21 protein-coding genes are annotated in these 25,950 nt (G+C 54.0%); 9 read left to right on the forward strand and 12 right to left on the reverse strand.

Annotated features, from left to right (window positions below; translation table 11 throughout):
* The first annotated feature begins 187 nt into the window (after positions 1-187).
* The 5 genes from KA369_21265 to KA369_21285 all read left to right on the forward strand — a co-directional run bounded on the left by KA369_21265 (position 188) and on the right by KA369_21285 (position 5,013).
* Positions 188-1,234 carry an NAD-dependent epimerase/dehydratase family protein gene (locus KA369_21265; GenBank protein ID MBP7738518.1) on the forward strand — a complete coding sequence of 349 codons (1,047 nt, stop codon included), beginning with the start codon at positions 188-190 and terminating at the stop codon, positions 1,232-1,234.
* A 115-nt stretch (positions 1,235-1,349) separates the two neighbouring features.
* On the forward strand, positions 1,350-3,050 hold the full coding sequence (locus tag KA369_21270; GenBank protein MBP7738519.1) for an FAD-binding protein: 1,701 nt from the start codon (positions 1,350-1,352) through the stop codon (positions 3,048-3,050).
* Positions 3,047-3,877: an SDR family NAD(P)-dependent oxidoreductase gene (locus tag KA369_21275; protein MBP7738520.1), complete on the forward strand. Its 831-nt coding sequence runs from the start codon at positions 3,047-3,049 to the stop codon at positions 3,875-3,877. Before KA369_21270 ends, KA369_21275 begins: the two co-directional genes overlap by 4 nt.
* Complete coding sequence (locus KA369_21280) at positions 3,870-4,739, forward strand: 4Fe-4S binding protein (GenBank protein ID MBP7738521.1); 870 nt, start codon at positions 3,870-3,872, stop codon at positions 4,737-4,739. The genes KA369_21275 and KA369_21280 overlap by 8 nt, the downstream gene beginning before the upstream one ends.
* A gap of 1 nt (position 4,740) precedes the next feature.
* Complete coding sequence (locus tag KA369_21285; protein MBP7738522.1) at positions 4,741-5,013, forward strand: 4Fe-4S binding protein; 273 nt, start codon at positions 4,741-4,743, stop codon at positions 5,011-5,013.
* A 63-nt stretch (positions 5,014-5,076) separates the two neighbouring features.
* Here KA369_21285 and KA369_21290 read toward each other — a convergent pair whose 3' ends face one another.
* Complete coding sequence (locus KA369_21290; protein MBP7738523.1) at positions 5,077-5,820, reverse strand: radical SAM protein; 744 nt, start codon at positions 5,818-5,820, stop codon at positions 5,077-5,079.
* Between the two features lie 493 nt (positions 5,821-6,313).
* Here KA369_21290 and KA369_21295 point away from each other — a divergent pair, with 493 nt between their 5' ends.
* The 3 genes from KA369_21295 to KA369_21305 all read left to right on the forward strand — a co-directional run bounded on the left by KA369_21295 (position 6,314) and on the right by KA369_21305 (position 12,401).
* Positions 6,314-9,187 (forward strand): response regulator, encoded by a 2,874-nt coding sequence (locus KA369_21295; protein ID MBP7738524.1) that lies wholly within the window; start codon positions 6,314-6,316, stop codon positions 9,185-9,187.
* Positions 9,188-9,400: 213 nt separating this feature from the next.
* Positions 9,401-9,973, forward strand: a complete 573-nt coding sequence (locus KA369_21300) for a hypothetical protein (GenBank protein MBP7738525.1) — start codon at positions 9,401-9,403, stop codon at positions 9,971-9,973.
* Positions 9,974-10,571: 598 nt separating this feature from the next.
* Positions 10,572-12,401, forward strand: a complete 1,830-nt coding sequence (locus tag KA369_21305; GenBank protein MBP7738526.1) for a methyl-accepting chemotaxis protein — start codon at positions 10,572-10,574, stop codon at positions 12,399-12,401.
* Between the two features lie 40 nt (positions 12,402-12,441).
* On the opposite strand, the gene KA369_21310 is transcribed toward KA369_21305, so the two are convergent.
* Complete coding sequence (locus tag KA369_21310) at positions 12,442-12,882, reverse strand: universal stress protein (protein ID MBP7738527.1); 441 nt, start codon at positions 12,880-12,882, stop codon at positions 12,442-12,444.
* A gap of 18 nt (positions 12,883-12,900) precedes the next feature.
* Complete coding sequence (locus KA369_21315; protein ID MBP7738528.1) at positions 12,901-13,260, reverse strand: PilZ domain-containing protein; 360 nt, start codon at positions 13,258-13,260, stop codon at positions 12,901-12,903.
* Positions 13,261-13,571: 311 nt separating this feature from the next.
* On the opposite strand from KA369_21315, the gene KA369_21320 reads away from it, so the two are divergent.
* The gene (locus KA369_21320) at positions 13,572-15,383 is read left to right on the forward strand and encodes a SpoIIE family protein phosphatase (protein MBP7738529.1); all 1,812 of its coding nucleotides are present in this window, start codon (positions 13,572-13,574) and stop codon (positions 15,381-15,383) included.
* Between the two features lie 25 nt (positions 15,384-15,408).
* Here the strand turns inward: KA369_21320 and KA369_21325 are convergent, their stop codons facing one another.
* From KA369_21325 to KA369_21365, 9 genes are all read right to left on the reverse strand, one after another.
* Positions 15,409-19,230, reverse strand: coding sequence for a response regulator (locus KA369_21325; protein MBP7738530.1), 3,822 nt, complete (start codon positions 19,228-19,230; stop codon positions 15,409-15,411).
* 15 nt (positions 19,231-19,245) lie between these two features.
* Positions 19,246-22,146: a serine/threonine-protein kinase PknK gene (locus KA369_21330; protein MBP7738531.1), complete on the reverse strand. Its 2,901-nt coding sequence runs from the start codon at positions 22,144-22,146 to the stop codon at positions 19,246-19,248.
* 205 nt (positions 22,147-22,351) lie between these two features.
* Entirely contained in the window at positions 22,352-22,882 is a 531-nt protein-coding gene (locus tag KA369_21335; protein ID MBP7738532.1) for a gamma carbonic anhydrase family protein, read from the reverse strand.
* 98 nt (positions 22,883-22,980) lie between these two features.
* Entirely contained in the window at positions 22,981-23,640 is a 660-nt protein-coding gene (locus tag KA369_21340; protein ID MBP7738533.1) for a CPBP family intramembrane metalloprotease, read from the reverse strand.
* A gap of 47 nt (positions 23,641-23,687) precedes the next feature.
* Entirely contained in the window at positions 23,688-24,434 is a 747-nt protein-coding gene (locus KA369_21345; protein MBP7738534.1) for an oxidoreductase, read from the reverse strand.
* Between the two features lie 218 nt (positions 24,435-24,652).
* A complete protein-coding gene (locus KA369_21350; GenBank protein ID MBP7738535.1) occupies positions 24,653-24,952 on the reverse strand; it encodes a HigA family addiction module antidote protein in 300 nt (99 codons plus the stop codon).
* Positions 24,949-25,320 carry a transcriptional regulator gene (locus KA369_21355; protein ID MBP7738536.1) on the reverse strand — a complete coding sequence of 124 codons (372 nt, stop codon included), beginning with the start codon at positions 25,318-25,320 and terminating at the stop codon, positions 24,949-24,951. The genes KA369_21350 and KA369_21355 overlap by 4 nt, the downstream gene beginning before the upstream one ends.
* Position 25,321: 1 nt before the next feature.
* Positions 25,322-25,624 carry a type II toxin-antitoxin system HigB family toxin gene (locus KA369_21360; protein ID MBP7738537.1) on the reverse strand — a complete coding sequence of 101 codons (303 nt, stop codon included), beginning with the start codon at positions 25,622-25,624 and terminating at the stop codon, positions 25,322-25,324.
* Between the two features lie 79 nt (positions 25,625-25,703).
* On the reverse strand, positions 25,704-25,950 hold a 247-nt coding region (locus KA369_21365; protein MBP7738538.1), incomplete at its 5' end, for a hypothetical protein.

Raw genomic sequence — 25,950 nt, forward strand, 5'->3', positions numbered from 1 at the left:
GTAGCATTATAATTTCGGGTGTATGGCTCCATACCCCCAATATATGACTGCGGTTGCTGCAGAACCATGGCGCTGTCCACAAAAAACAGTTTGACAACCAATGACTTTTTAGAATTATTGTTTAGTTAAGTGATTAAACATATTGATCTCCGTCGATTATCGGGATCGTCTATTCAGAGTCATTTCAATGGCAAAGAAAAAACCTGTTTTCGGACCAGCCTGTCTCGTGACCGGAGGATCGGGATTCCTGGGCCGCGCCCTCACAAAAGAGCTCCTCGATCGGGGCTGTACCGTCCATTCCCTGGATATCAAGCCGGAAGAGAAACCCCTCCGCGGAGTTACCTATTTTACCGGCGATATCCGAAACTATGATACGGTCCGCGCGGCAGCCGCTGGATGCGCCACGGTCTTCCACTGCGCGGCGATCATGAATTTCCTCGGCCTCTGCCGCTCCTCGGTGCGCCGGGACGTGTACGGCATCAACGTCCATGGCACGGAAAACGTCATACGGGCCTGCCGGGAAAGCGGCGTGAAGGCCCTGGTCTACACAAGCTCCCACTGCGTGTGCTTTGACACCAGGCCTGTTCTCGGCGGCGATGAATCCAAGCCCTACGCTGAAAGCTACCTGGACCTGTACGGAGAAACCAAAACCGCAGCTGAAAAGCTCGTCCTGGCCGCTGACGGGGAAGGGAGCCTGCGGACAGCGTCGCTCCGGCCCGGCGGCATATGGGGTGCCTCCGACGACTGTTACATGTTCGCCAAGTTCATAGACCAGCTCCTCAAGGGAAAGCTGGTCGCCACCATAGGCCCGGCCGACGCCATCATAGACAACACCCACGTGGACAACCTGGTCCTGGCCGAGATCCTCACCGCCGAAGGCCTTATAACGAAGCCCAAGGTCGTGGGCGGTCAGCCCTATTTCATCGTGGACGACGAGCCAATGAACCTGATGGAATGGCTGAGGCCACTTATTGAAGGCCTCGGATACCGGATGCCAAAGCGGTCAATCCCGAAAATGCCGATGTATTTTCTCGGTTTTCTCGCGGAATGCCTCCATTACATCGGCGGTCCGCGGCCCTTCATGACGCGGCTGGAAGTCCATAACCTCACGGCGAGATTCACCTTCAGTCAGGACAAGGCGCGGAGCCACCTCGGCTTCGAGCCTGTCATCGGCAGGGACAAGGGAATGAAGCAGTGCGTCGAGTTTTACAAGAAGCATGTCAATATAAATTAAGAAGCTTATCTAACACTCCCCAACCCCCCGGAGGGGGGATTGTCAAGCCTGGACCACGGGATGTCCCACACCGGGGATTCAGGGGGTGGATAAAAAACCAAGAAGGCAAATCATTATGAATGTTAAGAATCCAGACAATACCACAGAACAGTGGGATGAAGAATTTGACGTGGTCGTGGTGGGCTTCGGCGGTGCAGGGGCCTGCGCCGCCATCGAAGCGGCCGACCGGGGAGTCCGGGTCCTCGCCATCGACCGTTTTACCGGCGGCGGCGCCACCAGGATGAGCGGCGGCGTCATATACTCCGGCGGCGGCACCAAGCACCAGAAGGCGGCCGGTTTCAAGGACACGCCGGAAAAGATGTACCAGTACATGATGCGTGAAATGTCCAGCAACCCGGCGACCTCTCCCCTGGACAGGATCGACCCCGCGGCCATGAAGGCCTTCTGCGACCGGAGCGCTGATAATGTATACTGGCTCGAAAGGCTCGGCCTGGAGATTCCCGAGACCTATTTCCCCGGCAAGACCAACCAGCCCCCGGGAGGGTTCGGCCTCTATTATTCCGGCAATGAAAAGCAGTATTCCCACAAGGATTCGCACATTCCCCGGGGCCATGTCCCCATGGGAAAGGGAATGTCCGGCGGCTATCTCTATGTGACACTTTTCAAGGCCGCCCGGGACAGGGGCGTTACCCTGCGTTGGCGCTGCAGGTCCGAGAAGATCATCACCGACGAGCGGGGCGCCGTGATCGGCATCGAGGTGCGTGAATTGAGCGGATCGCCACTGGTGACCGCGCTGCACGGCCTCTTATTCAATCTCGGTTTTGTCAGCAGTAAGGGCCGGAAGCTGCTGGCCGGTGTGGAACAGAGATTCGGAAAGATCGTCCGTATCCGTGCGAAAGGCGGCGTGATAATCTCTTCCGGCGGGTTCGTCTATGACAAGAAAAAATTCAATGAATACGCACCGGCCTATAAGGGGTGCCTTCCCCTGGGAACGGCCGGCGACGACGGGAGCGGTATGGAGCTCGGCCTGAGCGCCGGCGGGACCCTGAGCTCCGTGGATGTCTGCGCGGCCTCGCGGTTTCTCTATCCGCCGGTGGCCTTTGTATCAGGCGTTCTCGCCAACATGGAGGGGAAACGCTTTTGCGACGAGAGCCTCTATGGCGCGAGCATAAGCCGGGCCGTGACACAGCAGACCCAGCGCAGGGCGTACCTTATCATAGATTCCACGATGCACAATGACGGCCGCCTGCAGACGAAGCGTGAGGAGAAGCTGGGCAATTCTATTATAAGCATCCTCAAGGGCGAACAGAACCATATAATATACCGCAAACTCACCACCTTCGTGAACCTTCACATGAACCGCAAAAAGGCAAACACCATTGCAGATCTGGCGAAAAAATGCGGGATCCCTGCCGCGGCCCTGGCGCGCACCGTCGCGTCATACAATGAATTATGCGATGCCGGTATTGACAGGGAATTCCAGAAACCGGCCGACTATCTCCAGAAGATAGTGAAGCCGCCATTCTATGCCATAGACTGCCGCATCGAAACCATGAAGTTCCCCAGCACCTGCCTTACCATGGGAGGGCTGAAGGTGAAGGGGCTCACGTCACAGGCTGTAAGGACCGATGGGGCTGTCATTTCCGGGCTCTACGCCGTTGGGAGAAGCGCTGCCGGCATCTGCTCCCGCTCCTACGTGAGCGGCTTTTCCCTGGCTGATTGCATCTTCTCGGGGAGAAACGCCGGGGCCCATGCGGCCGAACAGGCCGGCAAGAAGGCCAAAGCGTCGGGCGGCGCGAAAAAGGTGCGGCCATGAAACTGGAAGGAAAGGTGGTCCTCATCACCGGCGCCTCCACTGGCATAGGCAGGGAGGCTGCCATCGAGTTCGACAGGGCCGGGGCCCGGGTCGCCATAGCCGCCCGTCGGAAGGAGCTTCTCGACGAGCTTGCGTCATTCTTGAAGGAGCCCATGGTGCTCAAAACCGACCTGGCCGATGAAAAGCAGGCCCGTGCCATGGTGGACAAGACAGTTAAGCACTTCGGAAAGATCGATATATTGATAAACAACGCGGCCACGAGCATCGTCGAAAGCTCTGATAAGATCAAACGGGAGGACCTGCTCCGCGCATTCACGGTGAATCTCCTCGGCCCGGTCACCGCGTCGCAGCAGGCCTATATCTACATGAAGAAGCAGGGAAGCGGCCACATCATCAACGTCGGCACGCCTGGATTCATGATCGGCATACCCTTTTACACTCCCTATGCGTGCTCCAAGGGAGCCTTTTCGGCCTGGACAAGGACCATCCAGGGGGAGTGGGCTGAAGCGGGAATCATCGTAAGCGAATATTTTCCCGGCTACACGGAGACGGGCGCCGTGGCCGAATCCGCCTACGGCCCCATCCCGATGGACCTGGTTATGAACAAGGGGAAGGGCTTCCTGGCCAGCTATTTTTCTGGAGCCAGGAACGGCAATGACGTGGCAAAGGACCTGGTGAAACTCGCGAAGAAGCCGCGGTACCTGATGTTTTCGACCTTTATGGAGCGCCTTGCCGGCTTCGTTGCCAATATACCGGCCGTACGGATCCCGGTTGTGAAGCGCATGGCCGTAACGGCAAGAAAGAAGATGGAGGAAAAGCATGTGTGATCTCTGCATGAAGCACGGCGCCGGCGGCAAGTGGTACCTCAACGCCGAGCACTATTCCAACGAAATCGTCGAGAAGTACAACCTGCGCGACTTCCTCATGGAGCAGTACAAGAATTTCGAGCAGATGTCCGTACGCAAGGTCCACGGCTTCAACGCAGTGGGCATGGGTTACAAGCTGCGCATTCCCCTGATCGGCAAGATCATCAGGCACACGGCTGAGAGCCTCCTCCACAGCACCAATCCGCCGACCAATCCCTTCAAGCCCGAGGGGCACATCGGCCAGGTGATACCCATGGAGGACGCCATCGCGATCCTCGAGACCTGCGCGGCCGAGCCAATCATTGAGAAGAACTGCATGTGCCGCTACATGTCGCGCGGTGAAAAAGAGGCCTGCTGTATCAATTTCGGCGTCATGTCCGAGATCGTGGACAAACTGCCGCGCTTCATCCCGGAAAAGGACAAGTATTTCCTCACCCGGAAGCAGGCAGTGGATCGTTTTAAAGAGCACAACCGGAAGGGCTACATCGGCACCATCTGGTTCGGGCCCTATCCCTACATCAATAACCTCTGCTCCTGCGCGAACCCGGAGTGCGCGGGCCTTCGGCCCCGCCTCGATTACGGCATCAAGTCGATCTTCAAGGCCGAGTACATCGTCCACCACCACGAGCATGATTGCATCGGGTGCGGCGCCTGCGTTAAGCTCTGCCAGTTCGGCGCGATCGAGCTCGATAAGACGCGGAAAAAGATCACCATCAACATGGACAAGTGCTTCGGCTGCGGACTCTGCAGAAACGCGTGCAAGCAGAACGCCATTCATCTCACGCCCCGCGACGAAGTCGCCGGCCACGAGAAGGATTATTGATATGGAAAACCGGGTAAAGGGAAAAACGAAGATAACCATAGATTATAAAAAGTGCGGCGACGGTGTCGGCGTCGATCCGCGGGAATGCTGCGCCTGTCTCCGGAAATGCGAGCCCGCCGTGTTTCTACTCCACCAGACCATCGGCGCAGTGGAGGAAAATCCCTATGATCCGAAACAGTGGCGCGTCACCGCCCTCTGGCTCGACCTGTGCACCCGCTGCATGAAGTGCGTGGAGTCGTGCCCTGCCGGGGCGGTCAGTGTGACGTGGCGGTAGAACGTTTAACTATCGTATTATGAACCTATGGGTGTCGCGAATTCAACCAGGTAGTACACTCCCTCATGTGAAAACACTGCATTCAATCCCGGCTCTCTCGCATTGTTCGGCCAGTTCCCGGCCCGTGCGGCGGAAGAACTCATCGGTGAGTTTGTCCAACATCGTGTGCTTCCTGTAGATCCAATCCGCGTAATGATAGTTCATGCGGTCCACAAGGACATAGTCAACCTTGCCATGTAAATCTTCGATCAAATGTTCGGCCCCCGGCAGGATAGGGGCTATCATAGCGTATGTCCTGATGCCTGCCCGGTGCAGCAGGTCGAGGGCGTGCAATCGGTCCGGTATGGACGGCGCCCGGGGCTCGAAGATCTTCCTGATCGAATCATCGGAGGTTGTGACGGACAGGCCGGCTTCAATGTAATTTCCCTGCCGTAACACATCAATATCACGCAAAACCAGGGGAGACCGTGTCTGGATCGTCAGAGGCCACTTGTTGCCGACAAGAATTTCAAGGCACTTCCGGGTTATCCCGTATTTTTCCTCCAGGGGCTGGTAAGGATCGCAGACCCCGCTGATCCATACCCTTCCGGGCTTTTTCTTTTTTATTTCCGTCTCCAACAACTCGGCGGCATTGATCTTAATATCGACGAATTCGCCCCAGGGCTCACCGTGGCCGGTGAACTTCTTCATATAGCGGGCGTAGCAGTAATGGCATCCATGGGCGCAGCCCACATAGGGATTGATGACATAGTCATAGATCTTAGAGGACGACAGGATGGTCTTTGAATGGAGTTCCCTGATTATCATATATCAGATCCCGGAATCTCACGTATCATTAGCTTAAGATGTGCCCTCAGGCTGAGTACAGTTAATCTGTGACCCGTTTGCGAATTGTTCTCAATTAATATAGTAGAAGGCATCTCAAAAATACAGATGAACACTATCTTACCTGTCATCGCGAGTGAAACGAAACGATCTTGTCGGTGATAGTAATGAAAACATGCAAATATTCGAATTATCATGACACTATCTTCATCAATATCAAGATTGCTTCGTCGCTGCGCACCTCGCAATGACAAACATGATTATTATTGCATATTTTTAAGATAGTTTCTAATAATTTAATACTCAATTACGTTGCGATTTCACAAGTCAAGGGAGAAACCATTTCACCAATTTAAATCGTTGGATTGAAAAAATCTTAACATGTGGTAAGTTATTGAGAACCAATGATGACAAGATTTTAACCGATTGATTTAAATAAATTGACAATTACGCAATTGAAAAACCATATCAGTATATGATTTTGCGTCTTCCGTCGAAAAGAATTATTACAATTCTGGAAATTTTTTGCTGTCTGATACTTCCGATAATAATTTCCTGCGGCAGTAATTCCCCGGAAAGGAAAAAGCCTGTTGCCGTCAAGGGGACCATTGACCTGAAGGGCTGGGACTTCCAGCGGGACGGTTCATTGAACCTTGACGGTGAATGGGAATTTCACTGGAACCGGCTTCTGGAGCCATCTGATTTTACCGCTGCTGATAAGCAGCGCCATGGCGGGTACCTGACCGTTCCTGGTTTATGGAAAGGCGGGATCGTCAATGGCGTGACCCTGCCCGGTATGGGCCAGGGCACCTACCGCCTCCAGATCCTGAGCGGTCCCTCCGGTAAGCAGAAAACCATTATCCTCCATCGCCTATATTCTGCGTACCGGCTCTGGATCAATAAAAAACTCGTTGATGAGAGGGGATGCGTGGATGGGAGGTCCAATGTCCCGGAGAATTATGTATTCATACACAATAAAAGATATTTATCCTTCGCCATGAAGGAGGGGGTGAACGAGGTTGTTATCCAGGTTTCTAATCGTGACTATGAATCGGGCGGCATTGACCGGCCGGTTCTCCTGGAAAATGAAGAAGCCACGATACAGAGGCAATCAAGAACGCACACCGTCGACATGGTCGTGTTCAGACTGCTTATCTTTGCTTCCGTCTATAATATACTGTTCTATTTTTTCCGGCGCCAGGATTCGGCTTCCCTCTATTTTGGATTTTTTTGCCTGATTCTGGCGGTTAATACCCTCAATCATCAGTTCCCCATTCTCCCCGTTGGACTGGCCATTCCACAGTACCCCTATTATGTGAATTATATAACTGTTGTCATCAGCGTCCCTTTTATCCAGATGACCATCAAATCGTTGTTCCCCGAAGAAATGTCTACTTATTTCGTCCGGTTCTATCAGGTCCTGGCCGCTCTTTATGTTGTCGTGCTATTTTTTGTCGATTTCAAAACTGCGGAACAATTGATAAGAGTCTATTTTATCCTGGGCATCATACTTACTATATACAATGCCTATGTGTTAGTTAAAGTAATAATTAAGCGGAGGGCGGATGCCATACTGTTCGTCTTTGGCTTCACTCCAGTGTTTGCCGGGGCAGTCAATGACATCCTGTACGCCATGTGGATCGTCAACACCACGACGCTCACACAGTACGGGGTCGTCATACTCTGCGTCGTCATCACCATGGTCATTTCCCGGAGGTTTTCCAGGGCCCTCTGGAAAGTGGAAAGATTATCGGAGGACCTTGCCGACAAGAACATTTCCCTCAGGCAGCTTGACCGGATCAAGGACCAGTTCCTGGCAAACACGTCCCACGAGCTGCGTACGCCCCTTCACGGTATGATAGGACTGACCGAATCCATCCTTGAGGACCCCGAGGGAAGCCTTTCCCCGAAGGTGCGGGAAAACCTTTCCCTTGTCGCGTCGAGCGGCCACCGCCTGGCGGATATGGTCAACGACCTGCTGGATATGGCAAAAATGCAGGACGAGGGGCTCTCCCTGAACATGCGGCCCGTTGACCTCCATTCCCTGAGCGAGATGGTTGTTAAGCTTTCCCTTCCCCTGGCCGGAGGGAAGCCCCTGAAGCTTATCAATGACATAGGTTCCGGCATTCCCGCTGCTCATGCCGACGAAGACCGAATCCGGCAGGTCCTGTGCAATCTCGTCGGCAACGCGATCAAATTCACACCCCGGGGCTCCATTGTGCTGTCCGCCCGGGTCATACACCGGCCCGGGAGCGGCGATAAGGCCGGCAATGATACTATGATCGAAGTGCGCGTGTCGGATACCGGCATCGGCATTCCGGAAGAATACAGGGAAAAGATCTTCGAGGCCTACCGGCAGGTCGATGGAGGCGATACTCGCCTGTATCCCGGAACGGGGCTCGGTCTCGCCATCGCGAAGCAGATCGTGGCACTCCATGGCGGCGCAATCAGGGTGGAACCGGGGGAGGGCGTGGGCTCAGTTTTTATCTTCACCCTGCCGGTTTCGAAGGAAACGGCCCATGAAACGGATGAGTCCGACATCATCACCGGCATCACCGAGGCGCCGATGACCGGCGGCGCAGCCGATAGCCAGTTGCTTATGGACGATGCGGAGTCCGACGACTTTTTCGAAAGCCCGGTCCTGTTGGTCGTCGATGACGATCCGGTATGCCTGAGGGTTATACAGAATTACTTTGAATCAAGACGATGTATAGTAAAGACGGTCCCGGACGGGATCAGTGCCATCGAGATCATCGAACGGGGCGAAACCATCGACCTGGTGCTTCTGGACATCATGATGCCGGTCATGTCCGGGTATGACGTGTGCAAAAGAATTCGACTCAACCGCTCGCCTGAAGAGCTTCCGGTGATAATGCTGACCGCGAAGAACATGATGGCCGACATCGATGCCGCCTTTGACGCGGGGGCCAATGACTATATCGTGAAGCCCTTCCGTGTAAAGGAGCTCCTGGCCAGGGTGAACACCATGCTGAAGCTCAGGAACGTGCGGAGAACTGCGGCCGAAGGGATCACCGTCAATGACCGGAACAGGGCCTATTTCATTCCATTCAGGGATATCTACTATGTCACGGCATATTCACGAAATATCATCATTCACACGGTTGAACAGGATATAAGGGTGCCGCTACTGATAAAAGAAATCATCAACCGCCTTCCCCCGGACATGTTCGTCCAGATACATAAAAGCCATATCGTTAACATCCGCTATGTTCACAGCATATCCCACGTATCTTCGGGCAGGTACCGGGTTCGACTCCGCGATAATGACGATACGGAAATACCCGTCGGGCGTCTCTATCTGGACACCCTGAGGAAAAAAATTCAATGATGACGCGCCGTTCATGCTTCGGGAAGCGCCGTTCATGCGCGGACTATTGACACGACTGATTTGGTAATACTATTTTATAATTAATTATATATCCTCTAGAAAAATGTATCCAGAACCTGAAAAGGCCCCCACGGGAGGGTTTTTCGGGAATATTCGGGATTCTGTAGAAGTGTCACCGGCATGCATAATTTGGATAATACTGGGAGTACTCCTTTGAAAAAACTATTATCAGGACTCTGCTTCATTATCATCTGCATTTTCTCAATAATTCGTTGCGATAATAACACGGCTCAGAATAAAGATCATGCGAAGCTCCAGACATCACTCATGTTAAATATTTATTTGTTGAACCAAAACGTCTATTTGTCGAACCTGCTTGCGCCAAAACCCTCAAAACTTCAGATATCAAGTATTACGCCAAGCAATGACAGCGCCTGCAGCTCATCCTGGAATGGAACATACCCAATAACAATCACCCTGGATGGAAGTCTGGACGGGGCGACATACGGGGAGGTCCAAATAGACCTTTCTTCCAGTAAGTATATCTTTACAAATGATGCTATGGTTACTCCTCCCATTGGTGATCCAGGTTATATACTTTCTTTTGGAAGCGGGGCAAAACCCTATAATCAGATTATAATAAATCAATCGTATATTGATATTCCAGAACCGACTCCATATACGATTCCATACATCGGTATACGTATTAGCGGTTTCAGGGATATCACGGGCGGGATTTTAAATGTCGAAAAAACCGATTACTATCTTTGTACACATTATAAATAGCCGACATTGGAAATGTTCTTTGGATCAAATCAAGTAAAAAATCCATCCTTGCGCCGTTCATGCGCGGCCAGTTGACATTATCGTTTATGGCTCCAGAAAAGGCTCCAATGGGGTGGTTTTTCAGGAATATGTGGAATCCTGTATAAGATGAATGAGGTAAATCATGAAGATGCACTATAAACTTGCGGTGTTATTCCTCGTGGTCCTTCTTTCCTTCCTTAGGTCACTATATTTCGTTTTCGTGCTGCCAGGGCTTTTTAAAAAAGGTTTGTAGATATTAATCAGGCGGCCGTGAACGGCCGCCTCGCTTATACGCCATTACATGAATCATCATTTTTATAATGAGTATTTCCAGTATATGAATGGTACGGTAACAAAAAATACTGGACTTTGTCCAGTACCCTCCAAATATTTGTCATGAGCAATATCATCAGCTATTGAAAAGGCGGTTCAATTTTTCAATCTTGCATCAGATCCCGATGATTAATTTTTATTGTAAAAGCTGACACCTGCCCCGTTGGTATGTATCAATCAAGCAATACAGGCTATTTACAATAGTCTCATTGCCTTATCGTTATTGCAAAGCCGGGAGTATTCCATGAAAAACAAAAAATATTCTATTACGCGGATCACCCTTTCACTGGAGATCATCGCCCATTCAATGCCGGTGGTGCTGCTGACCTATTTCATCATGATCGCGGGGGGGTATGTAAGCGACCTTGGCATCTATCTCACCGGCGTTTCCATCGGCGCAACGGCGAACCTGGCCCTGGCGGTGCTCATGCGATGGCTGAAACTGAGGTCTGTATTCGCATCGCTGAACGACGCGGCCCTTCATGACGAAGCGGTTCTCAGGTCCTGCAAGATCAAGCTGCTGCAGCAGCCCCGTTTCGAGGCCAGATCGATGCTGCTGAGATTTCCCGTGGGCGTGGGTGTTGCCACCGTCATTATCGCCCTCGCCGGCAGTATGACAGATTTGCGACTGGGTGTGGCCACCCTGGCCATGGCCATGCTCATGCCCATAACGGCGGCCTTTTTCATGTTTCAGTCAGAGCTTTCCCTGTCCGGCCTGCTGGAGGACCCCCGTCTGGCGGGGATTGTCGTCGACAGGGATTCGTACCGTCCCCTTGATATCTTCCCGAAGATTCTCTTCGCCCTGGCGGCTATACTTATACCGCCCCTTACGATCTTCATTACCTTTTTAACCATGACAAGCGCCGGGCTTCTCCGCCTCGATAACCAGGTCGTTCACTTTGCCTTCCTGACCCTAATCATGGTCGGCACCTGCGTCATGACCGCCTATTTCCTGGCGCGATCCCTGAAAAAGACCGTTGCGAACATCGAGGTATCCCTGGACAGGATGGCCCAGGGCCGCCTCGGCATCGACTTCATACCCATGATAACCACGGACGAGGTGGGCTCCATGAGCGTGTACATGAACAGGCTCCTTCTCAAGATACGGTCGGTCCTGTCGCTGATCAAGTCCATGTCCGTGGAGCTGAACACCTCGGCCATGGAGATGGCAGGCACCGCCGATAACGTCTCCCGGCAGAGCCAGAACACGGCGGCCACGGTGGAAGAGATCTCGTCGACCCTGGAGGAGATCTCGGCCGGGTCTGATGCAATCTATGAAAGCATCGATGACCAGAACAGGCGCACCCTGGCTCTTATCGATAATATAAAACGGCTCTATTCCATCGTCGAAGAGGAAGAGCGGGAGATGGACAAGGCGATGGGCGTCAAGAATGGCCTTGACATCAACATCGAGGACGTGAAGAAGAAGATCAGCGACACCATCCAGCTGATGAAACGGGCCACGGAGGACGCCGGGCGCATGCTGGATTACACGGGACTGATAAACGATATCTCCGATCGGACAAACCTGCTGAGCCTCAACGCGAGCATCGAGGCCGCCCGGGCGGGTGAATACGGCAAGGGCTTCGCGGTGGTCGCCGACGAGATCGGCAAGCTGGCTGAGCAGGCCGGGGTCAACGCGAAGAGCATATCCGAGATCGTGGGGGTGACCAACACCAGCATGGAGAAGTCGTTCCTGGCCCTGAACGAGGCCATCGTGAACATAGAGAAGATCTTCGAAGGGCTCCGCGCCTTCGGCACCGCGGTAAAGAGAATAGGGGACCTGACGGGCAAGGACATGGAGATAAATAATATTTTAAAAGATGATGTGGAGCATTTTCTGCAGAAAGCCGAGGGGATAAAGATCGCCATGGAGGAGCAGAAAAACGCCGTATCGGAGATAGTTAAGTCCGTTTCCATAATCAATGACGCCACGCAGAACAACTCCGCCGCCAGCGAGGAGCTTTCCTCGTCCACAGAGAATATCGCGCAGAACGCGGAAAGGCTCAAGACCGAGATAGGCTTCTTCAAGCTGGAGAATGAATCGCGGGACTGTGCCGCCACAGGTTGTTAATACAGCGCCGCAGTTCCTGGGAGCTGATCGGGTTACGGTATCATTGCATGTAGAGGCTTAAAACCGATCGACGCGAATACTTGATTATCTTTTCGCAGGTGCTGGAGTGAAGGATGCGGTCAACCACCGTGTGGGGACGGTGGCCGACTATGATCATGTCGACATTGAGCCTGTCGGCGGTTTCGAGAATTTTGTCGCAGGGATCACCCACTTCAATGACGGGCTCGATGTCCCCGGGGCTCGACTCGACTTCTTTCAGGTATTTCATGATCTTTGAAAGGCTTTCTTTCACGGCGCTGGCCCGGAATTCCTCCCATAACTTGTATGAATCGTAATATAGCGAATAGTTGGCGTATTCCTCAATGACATGGACGATAAAGATCTTCGAGTCTTTCTCGCGGGCAAAGGAGAAAGCCTCCCGCAGAAACCGCGCGGTATTATCATAGAACTGAAGGGCGATCAACGCTTTCTTTTCATTCATGGCGCACCAGCCACTATTTTATTTCATGCGGCATTCCCGCATCAGTGAGAGAATAACATCCTTTGATTCAGCTTCGATATCCCAGAATTCCAGGCCGGAAATATAGTGATCTTCATCGGTTTTACTCTGCTGGACCCATTTGCATGTGGCGGTGAATTCAATGAACCGGCCCGGTTCAGCGTTTCCCCGATAGACGAATGACGAGGGGAGCACCATTTTCAGTCGGCTCTTCATGCCCTCCGTGAATGGAACATCGGAAATTATCATAACACCGTTTTCGGTGATATCCGCGATAAAGCCGATGAACGCTTCATTTTCAAATACCCGGAGAGCATAGGTAAGATAAAGTCTTTCCTGAACCCGTGTAGTATGTTTCATAACCGCGCCTCCTGTATGAAACATGTAGCGATGTATCCCGGCGGAAACTATTGATAAGGTACTGACCCTAAGGGGTATAGTCAACAATATGTATTCCTGACCAATGAAAATAACGGACGAGCGGGATTGCTCCTTACCCCCGATGTACGACTGTCGTCCGGATTTATTCATGGAGAATAATTTTATTCTTGCAATGAAATAATAACCGTGGTAAACTGTCTGGTTTGCATTTTTATGACAATGCAGCCGAAACCAAGCAATGAACACATTGTCTGAATCAAACAGGAAGCCTGACGGCGCGGAGTGATGAGGTGAACGGATTTTCCACATTGCTCTTGTTGTCGTTCATGATTTATCTCTATCTGGGGATAACAACATACCAGCTCAATAAACAGTCACGCATCAATGTCCAGATGCTTGTCGTGTGCATGAATTTCGCCCTCTGGTCCTTCGCATACGCCTTCATGCACGGCAGCGACGACGTGGAAACCGCCTTTTGCTGGTACCGGCTGTCGACCCTCGGCTGGCTCTTCTTCATAGCCTACATCGTGCACCTGGTGACGCTGCTGTCGAGGAACGAGCGCATCATCGGCAAACTTTATTTTCTCGTGGTCTACGGCACGCCTACGGTCGCCTTCGTCTGGGTCAACGGGTTCCTCATAGACCCCGCGATACTGCGACGCGTCCCCGGCGGCTGGACCACGGTCTACGATATCGGTATCGTCTGGATAACCCTCTATCTTGCCGCCTATTACGGAGTACTGGGAATCGCCTGGTTCGCCCTGTACCGCTGGGGGAAGAAAAGCCCCTTCCGGCGCGTGAAGAAGCAGGTGAGGATATTTCTTGTCACGTCGATCATCTCGCTGACCGGTGCTTCAATCTGCGACAACATCCTCCCCTTCGCGGGCGTTATCCGCATCCCACTGGTAGCGCCTATAATAATCCTGGTCTGGATGTTCGGTCTCTGGTACGCCATAAACAGGCACGGCATGATGAAGATCGACACCTCCTTCGCCGCCAGCGAGATCATCAACAGCATGAACGATCTCCTGTTCCTGACGGACCGTGAAGGCTTCATCAAGGAGACAAACCTGCACTCCTCCAGGATACTGGGGATGGAGCAGGGGGATATCGCGGGGAAGAAGATAACGTCATTCATACGGGAAAATGAGCTCATCGGGAAAGCGATGTCGGGGCTCAGGGAGTCACCCCTGGATCACGACAGCATAGAGGTCAATTTTATTCCCCGCGACGGGTATGATATACCTGTGCGGCTCTCCATGTCGGTTCTCAGGGATGGCGAAGGCGACCTCCTGGGCGTGGTGTTCGTCGGATACGATCTCAGGGAAAACCGACAGCTCATGAAGATGCAGACCATGATGCAGACGGAAATGGAGATGGCCGCGCAGATACAGGCGAGGATGTTCCACAGCGCCCCTCCGTCGGACACCGCCTGGGAGATCAGCATCGTTTTCAGGCCCTTTTCGCCGGTATCGGGGGATTTCTATGATTTTTACGAATCCGGCGGCATGCTGGAGGGGGTGTCGCTCTTCGATGTGTCGGGCCACGGGGTATCTGCAGGTCTTATCACGATCATAGCGCGGTCACTGGTATTCAAGGGCTTTACGTCGATGAAAGAACGGCCTCTGGACGAGGTGCTCGCCGCCATCAACAATGAGCTCGTGATGGAGATAGGCCAGCTGGACGATTTCATGACCGGCATCCTCATCCGCTTCACCAACGGCACCGCGGAATACGTCAATGCCGGCCATCCGCAGCTCCTCAGGCGCGGCGCTGACGGGACCGTGACCGTGATCAACGACGCCGGCCGTGACGTCCGCGGCTCTTTTCTCGGCATCGATACCATCGTGCCGAAGTTCACGACCGTGAAATTCGATGTCAATCCGGGAGACCAGATCCTGGCCTATTCGGACGGGCTCGTGGAATGCGTCAACGGCGCCAAGAACCGCTACGGCCTGGGCCGTCTCATGGATGCCTTCAGGCGCGCCCCCGACGGGAGCACCGACATGATCATGGCCGGCCTCGTCGCAGACATGGAGGGCTTCATCGGCGGCCGTCCCTTGAGGGACGATCTCACCGCGATACTGCTAAAGCGCCGGTAGGCGTTACAGGATGGAATGTTCAGCCTTATCCGGAGAGTCTTTCCAGCAGGCGCAGGGATTCGTCGAAATCATATAGCTCGAGGGCTGCCTCGATATCATTGAGCGGACCGGTCCAGTCCGTGCCGGCGGCAAGGGCTTTCAGCTCCTCCAGCAGGCTCTGAGCCTGGGTATCATTGTCGCTCAGCAATAGTTTCAGCTGCTCGACCAGCGGCATGGCGGCTTTCAGATCCAGCGGCGTCGATGCATCTGAGGCCTTCACTTCGGCAGGGGCGCTATACATGGTCTTTATTTCGGCTACCACGGAATCCAGAATCGTTTCACAAAGCGCCGTCAATTCATCAATTGAAGGGGCGTTATCCTTGATCGCGGCTTCCAGCTGCGCCGCGGCCTGGTGCAGGCACACGGCGCCGATATTCCCTGAAACGCCTTTAAGCGTATGGGCTGAGCGCACCGCGAGCTTTGTGTCTTTCTGCTTCAGGGCCATGCGGACAGCTTCGCAGGCGCCGCCCTGGTTCTGGACGAAGCCCTTGAGAAGCTTCCGGTATGCGACAACGTTACCGCCCACTCTCTGCAGGCCTTCAACGGTATCGATATTGGACAAACGCGGCACGGGCGCAACGGCCGACGGTTTGTCCGCCCGGGGCCTGGGCGTCCGCGTGCCGGCCGGGATCCAGCGGGCAAGGGCCGCGAACACTTCCTGGGGATTGATGGGCTTGGTGACGAAATCGTTCATGCCGGCGGCCAGACAGCGTTCCGCCATGCCGCTCATGGCGTCGGCGGTCATTGCCACGATCGGCAGCTTGTCGATCCCCAGTTCCCGGATCGCTTGAGTGGCTGCGAAACCGTCCATCTCGGGCATCTGGAGGTCCATGAGCACGAGATCGAAGGATTTCCCGCCTCCGGAGCGGAGCAGGTCCACCGCCATCCGTCCGTTCTCCACTGATGTCAACCAGAAACCCTCCTGCTCAAGGAGCTCCGTCGCTACCTGCCTGTTCAGCTCATTGTCCTCGGCCATGAGTATTGTAGCGCCCCGCACGGCGTCGAAGCCTTCCGGACGCAGGAGGGCCGCGCGGTTTCCGCCGTGGCGTTTCCTTGCCGGCGAACCGAAGGCCTCCATGATCGTGTCAAAGAGCACCGATGCTCCGACAGGCTTCATAAGAAATCCGTCAAATCCCAGCTCCTGGGAGCGCCTGAATATCTCATCGCGCCCATAAGCGCTCACCATGATGAGCTTCGGGGCGTCAGAGCCAAGGGCTTCCTTTACGCGCCGGCCCGTCTCCAGGCCGTCAATGCCCGGCATGTTCCAGTCCAGAAGGATGAGGTCGAAGCGGCGCTTCCCTGCGAAAGAAGGAGGTTTCAGGAGTTGCAGCGCTTCCTCGCCGGAACCGGCGGATGTAACGGAAAAATCGAATCGTTCCAGCATCTCGGTGAGGAAGGACCGGGCAGTTTCACTGTCATCAACGACCAGCACCTTGAGGTTATTCAAGCCGGCGGGAAGTATTCGTTCCTCCGATGGCAGAGAATCCGCGAGGCCGAGACGGGCAGTGAACCAGAAGGCGCTGCCCCGGCCGGGTACGCTGTCCACGCCTATCTCGCCGCCCATCATGTCAACGAGGCGCTGGCAGATGGCAAGGCCGAGGCCTGTGCCCCCGAACCTGCGCGTGGTGGAGCTGTCACCCTGGCTGAAGGCCAGGAAAAGCCGGGTTTTCTGATCATTCGTCAGGCCTATCCCCGTATCGCGCACTTCAAAGCGCAGGAGCGGCGCCGGGGTATCCTTCTCCGGTGTAGAGACGGTTATGACAACTTCGCCCCTGTCGGTGAATTTGACGGCGTTCGAGGATAGGTTGAGCAATATCTGCCCCAGCCGCAGCGGGTCGCCCTTGAGCCGCAGGGGCGTTTCCGGCGCGATCGAGAACAGCAGCTCCAGGCCCTTTTCAGAAGCCTTCAAGGCAAGCTGGTTGCACGTGTTCTCCACCACGTCATCCAGCTTGAAAGGGATGCTCTCGAGACTCAGCTTGCCCGCCTCGATCTTGGAGAAGTCCAGGATATCGTTGATGATACCAAGCAGGTTCTGCGACGATGCCTGGATCTTGGTTATGTAGTCCTCCTGCTTCGCGCTTAACTCTGTCTGCATGGCGAGGTGAGACAGCCCGATGATCGCGTTCATGGGGGTCCTGATCTCATGGCTCATCCGCGCCAGGAAGTCGCTTTTAGCACGGGTGGCTTCTTCGGCAAGGTCCCGCGCCTCGGCGAGCTGCTGGTTGGTCCTTGCGAGATCCGAGGTCCGCTCGGCGACCTTCTGCTCCAGCGTGCCGTATAGCTGGGCGTTTTCGAGGGAAATAACGGCCTGCGACGCCAGCACGCGCAGCACTTCGATGCGGTCCGGTGTGAAGGCGCCGGCGGTAAGGTTGTTCACAAGGTAGAGTATGCCGCTGGGCTTGCCCTGACTCAGCAGGGGCAGGCACAGAAGCGAGCGTGTCCCGGCGGCTGTAACGTGCCTGTCGCCGCTGAAAGGGCCCTCGCGGCTTGCGTCATTGAGCACGACCGGCTCCCCGGTATGGAGTACATAGTTGATGATGGCAAGGGAGACCCTGTCGGTATCGGCAAGGGGCCTGGCGTGATTGTGAATGCCGTTTTTGCCTGCTTGGCCTTCCACTTCGAGATGCCATGCGTCACCGTGGGGCAGAAGAATGTACCCGGTTTCGGCCCCGGCGTTTTCAAGCACGACGTGCAGCAGCTTGACAAGGAGGCGTTCGGTGACGATCTCGCTCGACAGGGACTGCGAGGCCTTGAGAATGCTGGCGAGGTCCAGCGAGGGCGAAGCGGTCTCGCGGGAATCGCCTGTCGCTGACGATGCGGCGTCGTCCGAGGCCGTCTGCCGATAGAGCTGACCGGAATAGAGATTCTCCATCTGCGCAGCCTTGGTGTCCGCGCCCCACTTCCGGCAGGTACGGTGCGCCCGCTTGAGATAATGCTCCGCCAGCTCCATGCGACCGCGCTCAAGGTAGAAGCGTCCGGTCAGCTCGCAGGCCAGGACTTCATCATTGAGGAACCGGTTTTCCCTGGCCAGGGAGACGGCCCTGTCATAGCATTCCCCGGCGCGATCGTTGCGGCCTGATACGCGGCACCATTCGGCCTCGATCAATTCATATTTGTGCAAATAGTTCATTGGAGCGTGCTTCGCCCACTTCTTAAATTTGCCTTTGTCGCGGCTGATTCTGATGCGCCACCGCCATCGTTCAACTGGAGAAGCCGTGGGATAGAGGGCCAGGCGGATCAGGGCGTCGTAAAAGTAATAGAGGGCGATAAAGTGCGAACCGAGCATGGCTTCCAGGTAGGATTCCATCTGCCGCGAATATTCCAAGGCCTTTCGATAGTCGTGAAACCAGTATCCCAGTATCGTCTTGTAAAGATAGATATCGGAAAGTCCCTCGAGATTATTCCGTTCCAGATACACGGGAACACGCTCGTTTTCGTCAAAGGCCGAACCGCATAGCGCCGATGGGTTCCCGGCGTTTTCCCGCCAGTTAAGCACCATCTGCAGGAACAGGCGCAGCGATTCCTGCTGCTGTTCCTGGCGGATCCGGGAGAGCATCTGCAGGCATTTGACCGCCTGGTCCCCGACGCGCGTCAGCGGCTCACCGCAGCAGAACATCATGACCGGGTGTGTGAGTGCGCACCATGCGGCGAATTCCAGATTGCCGCACTCCAGGCCCAGGTGATACCCTCGAAGGAGGGGCTCGATACTTTCATGGATATGCTCGTTCCAGTGCCTGACGAAAAAATTGAACATGAATATCGCGTTGGCCTTGCTTATCTGGAATTCGGCGCGCTCGATCAGGCGCATCGCCAGTATGCCGAACTAATAGCCGCGATCGATCTCGCCCAGCACGCTTCCGGAAATCATCCCATAACCGGCATACAGATAGGGCGACTGGGGGGACTGTCCGTATCGCACTGCCAGGGAAACCATCGTCAGCGATGTCAAGGGAAGCAAATCAGGGGCCCTGGTATAAACGGTGGCGGAAATAAGGGACAGGAGGCGCATGGCCGCGATAGCGGCGGGACGTGTCATCATCGGCAGCTCCAGCAATTCCTCAAAGCTCCTGTTGCGCAGGAGGAACTTCGTTTTCAACAAAGCAGCCCCGATCCGGATCTTGGACGGCTTCATTGGCAGGGAAATGCCCAGGGCGCGCAGGGTCGATAGTCCTATTTCAATGCCGCGAAGGGGGTTGTTCCGGGCGTTCTGGGCCTGGATCTGGACGTCATAGAGCGGTACCTTATCCAGGATGGTCCTGGCTTGGATCAGGGCGGTGTCGGTAAGCTCATCGGTCTTTGCAAAATCCCCGGAGAGAAAGGCCGCTTCAGCTGCGGCCCTGTGCAGGGCCAGGGTGAGATCATACTCCCGCTCCCATCCTTCTTCGGGAAGCAATGACATTCCCGCCTGGTAATAGGCCAGGGCCGGCGCGTAGGCAGTGGAGGTTTTTGCCCTGTTTCCCGCGGTCAGGTTCAGCCGGGCCAGTATCAGACGTTCGGCGCTGTCGGTGATCAGATTCGCTCCCTTATTAAGACTGTTGACGATCTCAAAGAGCTGTTCATATGTTTCGTTGATTTCGCCGTGATGGATTTCCGCTTTGACCAGCATCAATCGGCCTATCTGCAGGTGGAGCTCCTGCTTCTCGTCCTCCGGGATGAGGGCATATGCGGCCTGCTGCACACGGTCATGGACGAACTGATATTCGAGGCCCTGGCCGGTCATGTTCTGGAAATGGATATGGTTCGGCACGAGGAGTCCTTCCATCACGGCCGGTGCAAGGGCCTGGTTGGCTTCCTCCATCTCCTGCTCGGCGATTACGGAAACATGGGCCGGCGTGAAGTGATTGCCGATGCATGCGGCGAATTGCAGTACCTTCCTGGTTTCCGGCGGCAATTTTAGCACCTGGCGGCTCAGCAGATCAACGACATTGTCGGTTAAACCTCTGGTCCGGATATGGTCCATGTCCCACTGCCATGCCAGGAGGGTGAAGTCGAAGGTGAGACATTTTTCCTCGTAAAGCGTCTTCAGGAACTGCCCGACAAAAAAGGCATTGCCCCCGGTTTTTTCGTAGACCAGCCGGGCCAGGTCAGACAATCCGTCAGGATCCTCATCCTGGCCTTTCAAGGCATCTCCCGCAAGGGCATGCACGTCAGCCGTTGAGAGATTCTGGAGCGTGATGCGCTGGACCGGTGCGCCTTCCCTCTGGATATTCTCGATTGCGGCGGTGAGAGGATGCCCCGCGTCGACCTCGTTGTCCCGGTAGGCGGCAATTACCAAGAGGTTCCGAATATCCTTATCGGACAGGAGCGTCTCAAGCATGTTGATGGAGGGAAGATCGGCCCATTGCCAGTCGTCAATGAAGAGGACAAGAGGGTGTTCAGGGCTGGCCATGGAGCGGACAAGGTTCTTGAACGCATAGTGGAAGCGGTTTTGCGCGGCCGAGCCGTCCAGAACGGGGACATCGGGCTGTGCGCCGATGAGCAACTCCAGCGATGGCACCAGATCGGTAAGGACCTTTCCGATGTTTCCGGCGGCCTCCTGGAGCTTTTCGCGCCAGCTTCGCAGCTCGATGTCAGAATTGGTCATGAGGAGGCGGACAAATCCGTCAAAGGCCTGCACCAGCGCAACGTAGGGGACGTTGCGCTGGAACTGGTCAAACTTGCCCTGGATGAAGTGGCCGCGAGCGGCGGTGATAGGCTTGTGGGTTTCGTACACCAGGGCCGATTTGCCGACACCGGCGGACCCGGTCACCAGCAGTAATTCGGCGCCGTTCCGGCCGGCTGCGGCGCGATCGAAGGCTTCCAGCAGGGCCGCGGTTTCCCTGGCACGGCCGTATAATTTTTGCGGGAGCAGGAATCGGCCCGAGTAGTCGCGCCGGGCCAGGGCAAAATCATTCAGGCCGGCATGAACCTGTTCAAGGTCGTATTTCAATCCAAAGGCGGACTGGTAGCGGTCTTCAGCGTTCTTGGCCAGCAGTTTGGCGATGATGCCGGCCAGCGCCGGCGGGACGCCGGGACCGAGGGCGGCCGGTGTCCGCGCCATGTGCGCGTGGACCCATTCCATCGCGTCATGGGCTTCAAAGGGCAGGTTCCCGGCAAGCATCTCGTAGAGTGTCACGCCGAGGGAGTACAGGTCAGTCCGGTAGTCAACGGCGCGGTTCATGCGTCCGGTCTGTTCCGGAGATATGTAGGGGAGACTGCCTTCCAGGTGGTCAGGGTTGCCAAGGTTGGAAAGCCTGAGGCTTAGTCGGGAGGCGATACCGAAGTCGATCAGGTGCGCCCGCGGCGTAGATGATTCATCCACTATGATATTGTTGGGATTTATGTCGCGGTGTATGATATGGCGGTTGTGAAGCTCACCCAGGATGCCTGCAAGCTGGATCGCAATGTCAAGGAATTCGCCCAGGCCGCGACGCTGTTCCACGAAGGACAGCCGAAGGGTCCTTCCCGGCACATATTCCAGGGCGAGGGCGTGGAGGCTTTCGAGCCTTGCTGTGCCCAGGGCCTTTCGAACGCCGGGGATATCAAGGTCGCGCGTGAATTCGGCCTCGTTGTCAAACTGGACAAGTTGCACTTGTGTCGGATCGGTTGCCTGGAGGATTTTCACTATGACAGGCAGGCGGTCGAGTTGTCTGTATCCCCTGAGTATGCGGGTATGGGAGCTTGCGTAAATCTCTTCTTCGATGTCAAAACCGGGCACCTGCGCCGGAATGGTTTGTGGATTCATTTATCCCTCTGGGTAAGCATGTCGAAGAGATCATCAGAGCTCGTGAAGATTGAATCTCCCGATATTTTTCTGTCCCATGAATGAGCCGTTTTGTCAAGCATGAGTTAATCGCGGCGCGCGTAAATCCCGGAGCTCTGCTCAGGGGATGAGATCGCGCAAAACATAATGCGGCAAAATTGACCAGGACCGCCGATTGAGAGACATCTCAACTATGGCCAATAATCTCGCCATCGGTGTATTTTTTCTTCAACTTTTCATATATGTCTGTGGCGATTTTCCCCATACCCAGCTCCTCACTTCTCAACTCACGGACAAGGCGCGCGGGCACTCCCATAATCAGGGAGCGAGGGGGAAATTTCTTGTTGTAAGGGACGAAGGTATTTGCACCCACCACGCTGTCATTCCCGATTTCGGCATTGGTCATGACGGTGGCGTTCATGCCTATCATGGTATTGTTCCCGATTGTACATCCCCGTATTATGGCCCCATGGCCGATGGTCACACCGTCGCCGATGCGGGTGCCCACGGTCAAGTCACTGTGGAGGACTGTGTTGTCCTGGATATTGGTGTTCGATCCGACGGTAATCTTTCCCTCGTCGCCGCGTACCACGGCATTGAACCAAATGCTTGAGCCCTGACCGATTTCAACGTCTCCGTAAATACGGGCCCCCTCGGCAATAAAGACCGATTCATGGATCCGGGGCTTCAGTATCTGTCTCTTTTCATTATTTGACATTGTTTAATTCTCCGTAAGTCGAATGTTTATAAGTGTAACAACGGGGAAGCGAATGAGAAAAAACATTGTTATAGCACTGATTTCCGAGGTCCATGTTCCTAACCGGTGAAGGGAAAGAGAAGAAACACGGCAATATCCCAAACCGTATGGCTGATTATGTTGATAACAATTGAACCATACCTTAAATAGAGAAATCCCCAGAAGATGCCGCAAACCAGCGCGGCCAGAACCAGCATTATATTGCCGCTTGCCGCATGGATGCCCGTATAGATGGCGGTCGCCAGTACATATCCGGTCCATCCGCCGCAGTGACTGGAAAAGCGTTTTTGGAGAAATCCGCGCCAGAACAATTCCTCGCCTGGACCGATGATCAATGCCATAAGGATCATGATCCTGAGAGGCGCCGCGCCTCCTTTGAATCCATAAATTGCGTCAATATTCCCGCCTGCGAAGCTGAAGATATGTCGAGATAGAACATTGCCTATGAAAAAAACGGCAAAGAGAATAAAGGCCGCACCGAGACCGGCGATGATTTTTCGCGATGTATCTGTTTTCATATCCAGGGCAAAGGATGTGAAGTAATCATGATCTATCAATATGCCGGCGGAAATAAGCAGGATCAGCGCGATACTCATCCACCACCAGAAATCAAGAAATCCGATGCCGCGAAATATGAATAAGGGGATGAACAAAAGCGAAGCGGCAATTGAGAAGAGAACCGTCACTGCGGGATGTTTATCAATAGCTGCTGTTTTCATGTTGTATCATAGTGTGGCTAAGTGGCGGATGCGATGGGGAACGCCGTTCACCTTCTCATATCCCATGCTGCCTGGATCTCCCGCGACTCCATGACGCCGCCGGGGAGATGCGCAATCGCCGAATAGACCATGGCCCAGGCTACGGCCCGTGCCTGGATCGCGCGGTAGGGTCTGAGGGGGCCCGCCATGAGAGGATTGAGTATCCGGGCAAGGGCGCTGCCGATCTTTTCGGCTGCGCGGACTTCCTGACGGTCTCCCAGGAGGAGCGACGGGCGGAATATATGGACAGACTCGTAGGGAAGGGCCCGTACCGCCGCTTCGACCTCGCCCTTCACGCGGTTGTAGAAGATCCTTGAACGGGGATTCGATCCCATAGCCGTGATGATGAAGTAACGCTTTGAGCCCCGTGACGCGGCCTCCCGTGCAAGGGTCACGGGATAGGTGAAGTCAACTTTCCGGAATGCCTCCTGTGAGCCGGCCTTTTTAATTGTGGTGCCGAGACAGCAGAAGATGTCATCGGCCTTTATAGCGTCGCGGATTGAGGCCGAATCATCGAAGTCGACTACATGCTGGCTAAGCTTCGGGTGCGTGATCGAAAGGGGTCTGCGCACCAGGGCATGCACTTGATTATAGTAGGGCGTATCGAGGAGGAACTCCAGGCAATGGCCGCCGGTGAGGCCGCTTGCGCCGGCTATGAGGGCCGTTTTACCCTGCGCGGGTTTTGATTTCGCCGCGGTCTTCTGCCCGGCCTTGGGCCTAGGTGTTTTCCGAGAATCCGTCTTTTTTTTTGCCATGGCGATCCTCCCCCGGAATATGCTTGCAGATCAGCAAGGGAGAGTGTTGCCGATATGCATGGGTCCGTCAAGAAGTTTCGAACCTGCCGGTTGATGATATGCTATTTCTTGCTGAAAAACTGCAAACTGCCGGCTGATATTTTTCATTGACAGTAGATGAAATCCTGCTGGATTTCAAGATCTGGATGGTAGAACGAAAGCTATATGTTTAATTCAAATCAGGCTTCACGGCAGACATTAGCCAGAGGCTTGACTCGAGGTTGATGCTGTTTGGCTTCCCATAGAGAAAGTCTATTCTGCATTTCCAGCCAGCTTTCTGGAGTGGTGCCGGTGGCTTCTCCTATCCTTACTGCCATTTCGGGCGTTAGTACGCAATGACCATGTACCAGCTCAGACAAGGTTTTTCTTGATATACCCATACACTCGGATGCTTTGGTGATGGTCAGATTGAGGGGCTTTATCACGTCTTCCAGGAGTATTATTCCCGGATGCACAGGATTTCTTTTTGTTATATTCATGATGCGTGATTGTTATTTACCTGAATCAGGACCTCGGCAGGAATTTTCAGGGTATCGTGCAGGGCGCGTATCATCCTTACAGAGAGGCTTCTTTTACCGGATAAAACCTCGGACACTTTTGATCTGCTCCCGATTACGGGCACAAGATCACTTTGCGACAAACCCATCTGTTCCATTCTGAATTTTATTGAATCAATGGGGTCGGGCGATTTGATAGGGAAGTGCTCATCTTCGTATTTTTCAACGAGTATTGAAAGCACCTCAAGTTCGTCAAAATCGGGAGAATTGCGTTTAGCATCCATTAGTGATTCAATTTTCTTAAGTGCGCCATCATAATCTTTTTTGTTTTTAATCGGTTTTATATTCATATTAAATCTCCTCAGCGTTGATTGAGTCATATTGTCTGTGAGTGCCGATGAATCGTATGAAAACGATTTGAGCGGGATAATTGACTTTCACAACCAGCCTGTATTTGTTTCCGCATATGTTAAAAACAACACGGTTTGATTTCAAGATGCTCGCGCTTCGATATAAGGCCTTCACATCTGACGGTTTCTTCCAGTGTGCCGCTCGTACCTCGGCGTACCAGGCTTCAAGCTGCCCCTGCGCATCAGAATATTCGGGTCTGTCTTTATAGAATTCTATAATCGTACTTTTGGCGATTATCCTCATAAGATAAGATAGTTCGCCGAGTAGTTATTGTCAAGCTAATATTCCCAAAATGGGAACTTTAGCTCTGGACGGGGATAATTTAATCATCAGAAATTAAAGGAGTTCGAGTCTTATCGTAATGCCGCGGGAAGACTATATTCGAACCGGCAATTTTGCCTATAATTGGTTCAATAATGGCCGGAAAATAAAAAGGCGCTTTCCGGAGTTCGAAAAGCGCCCATGCTCCCACGGGAAGACAGTATTCGAACCAACTGATTGATGATATCCTGCTGGATTTCATGATGTGGATGATGGAATAGCGATTTTCAATTTTCAGCATGCCGTTT

The sequence above is a fragment of the Spirochaetota bacterium genome (assembly GCA_017999915.1).
Lineage (GTDB): Bacteria > Spirochaetota > UBA4802 > UBA4802 > UBA5550 > RBG-16-49-21.

What these genes read in the sequence shown, in the direction of transcription:
- KA369_21305 (MBP7738526.1), top strand. Translation starts at nt 10,572, where the DNA reads ATGAAAAACAAAAAATATTCTATTACGCGGATCACCCTTTCACTGGAG.
- KA369_21295 (MBP7738524.1), top strand. Translation starts at nt 6,314, where the DNA reads ATGATTTTGCGTCTTCCGTCGAAAAGAATTATTACAATTCTGGAAATT.
- KA369_21335 (MBP7738532.1), bottom strand. Translation starts at nt 22,882, where the DNA reads ATGTCAAATAATGAAAAGAGACAGATACTGAAGCCCCGGATCCATGAA.
- KA369_21290 (MBP7738523.1), bottom strand. Translation starts at nt 5,820, where the DNA reads ATGATAATCAGGGAACTCCATTCAAAGACCATCCTGTCGTCCTCTAAG.
- KA369_21360 (MBP7738537.1), bottom strand. Translation starts at nt 25,624, where the DNA reads ATGAGGATAATCGCCAAAAGTACGATTATAGAATTCTATAAAGACAGA.
- KA369_21310 (MBP7738527.1), bottom strand. Translation starts at nt 12,882, where the DNA reads ATGAATGAAAAGAAAGCGTTGATCGCCCTTCAGTTCTATGATAATACC.
- KA369_21280 (MBP7738521.1), top strand. Translation starts at nt 3,870, where the DNA reads ATGTGTGATCTCTGCATGAAGCACGGCGCCGGCGGCAAGTGGTACCTC.
- KA369_21285 (MBP7738522.1), top strand. Translation starts at nt 4,741, where the DNA reads ATGGAAAACCGGGTAAAGGGAAAAACGAAGATAACCATAGATTATAAA.
- KA369_21270 (MBP7738519.1), top strand. Translation starts at nt 1,350, where the DNA reads ATGAATGTTAAGAATCCAGACAATACCACAGAACAGTGGGATGAAGAA.
- KA369_21315 (MBP7738528.1), bottom strand. Translation starts at nt 13,260, where the DNA reads ATGAAACATACTACACGGGTTCAGGAAAGACTTTATCTTACCTATGCT.
- KA369_21345 (MBP7738534.1), bottom strand. Translation starts at nt 24,434, where the DNA reads ATGGCAAAAAAAAAGACGGATTCTCGGAAAACACCTAGGCCCAAGGCC.
- KA369_21330 (MBP7738531.1), bottom strand. Translation starts at nt 22,146, where the DNA reads ATGAATCCACAAACCATTCCGGCGCAGGTGCCCGGTTTTGACATCGAA.
- KA369_21340 (MBP7738533.1), bottom strand. Translation starts at nt 23,640, where the DNA reads ATGAAAACAGCAGCTATTGATAAACATCCCGCAGTGACGGTTCTCTTC.
- KA369_21350 (MBP7738535.1), bottom strand. Translation starts at nt 24,952, where the DNA reads ATGAATATAACAAAAAGAAATCCTGTGCATCCGGGAATAATACTCCTG.
- KA369_21325 (MBP7738530.1), bottom strand. Translation starts at nt 19,230, where the DNA reads ATGCGCCTGATCGAGCGCGCCGAATTCCAGATAAGCAAGGCCAACGCG.
- KA369_21265 (MBP7738518.1), top strand. Translation starts at nt 188, where the DNA reads ATGGCAAAGAAAAAACCTGTTTTCGGACCAGCCTGTCTCGTGACCGGA.
- KA369_21275 (MBP7738520.1), top strand. Translation starts at nt 3,047, where the DNA reads ATGAAACTGGAAGGAAAGGTGGTCCTCATCACCGGCGCCTCCACTGGC.
- KA369_21355 (MBP7738536.1), bottom strand. Translation starts at nt 25,320, where the DNA reads ATGAATATAAAACCGATTAAAAACAAAAAAGATTATGATGGCGCACTT.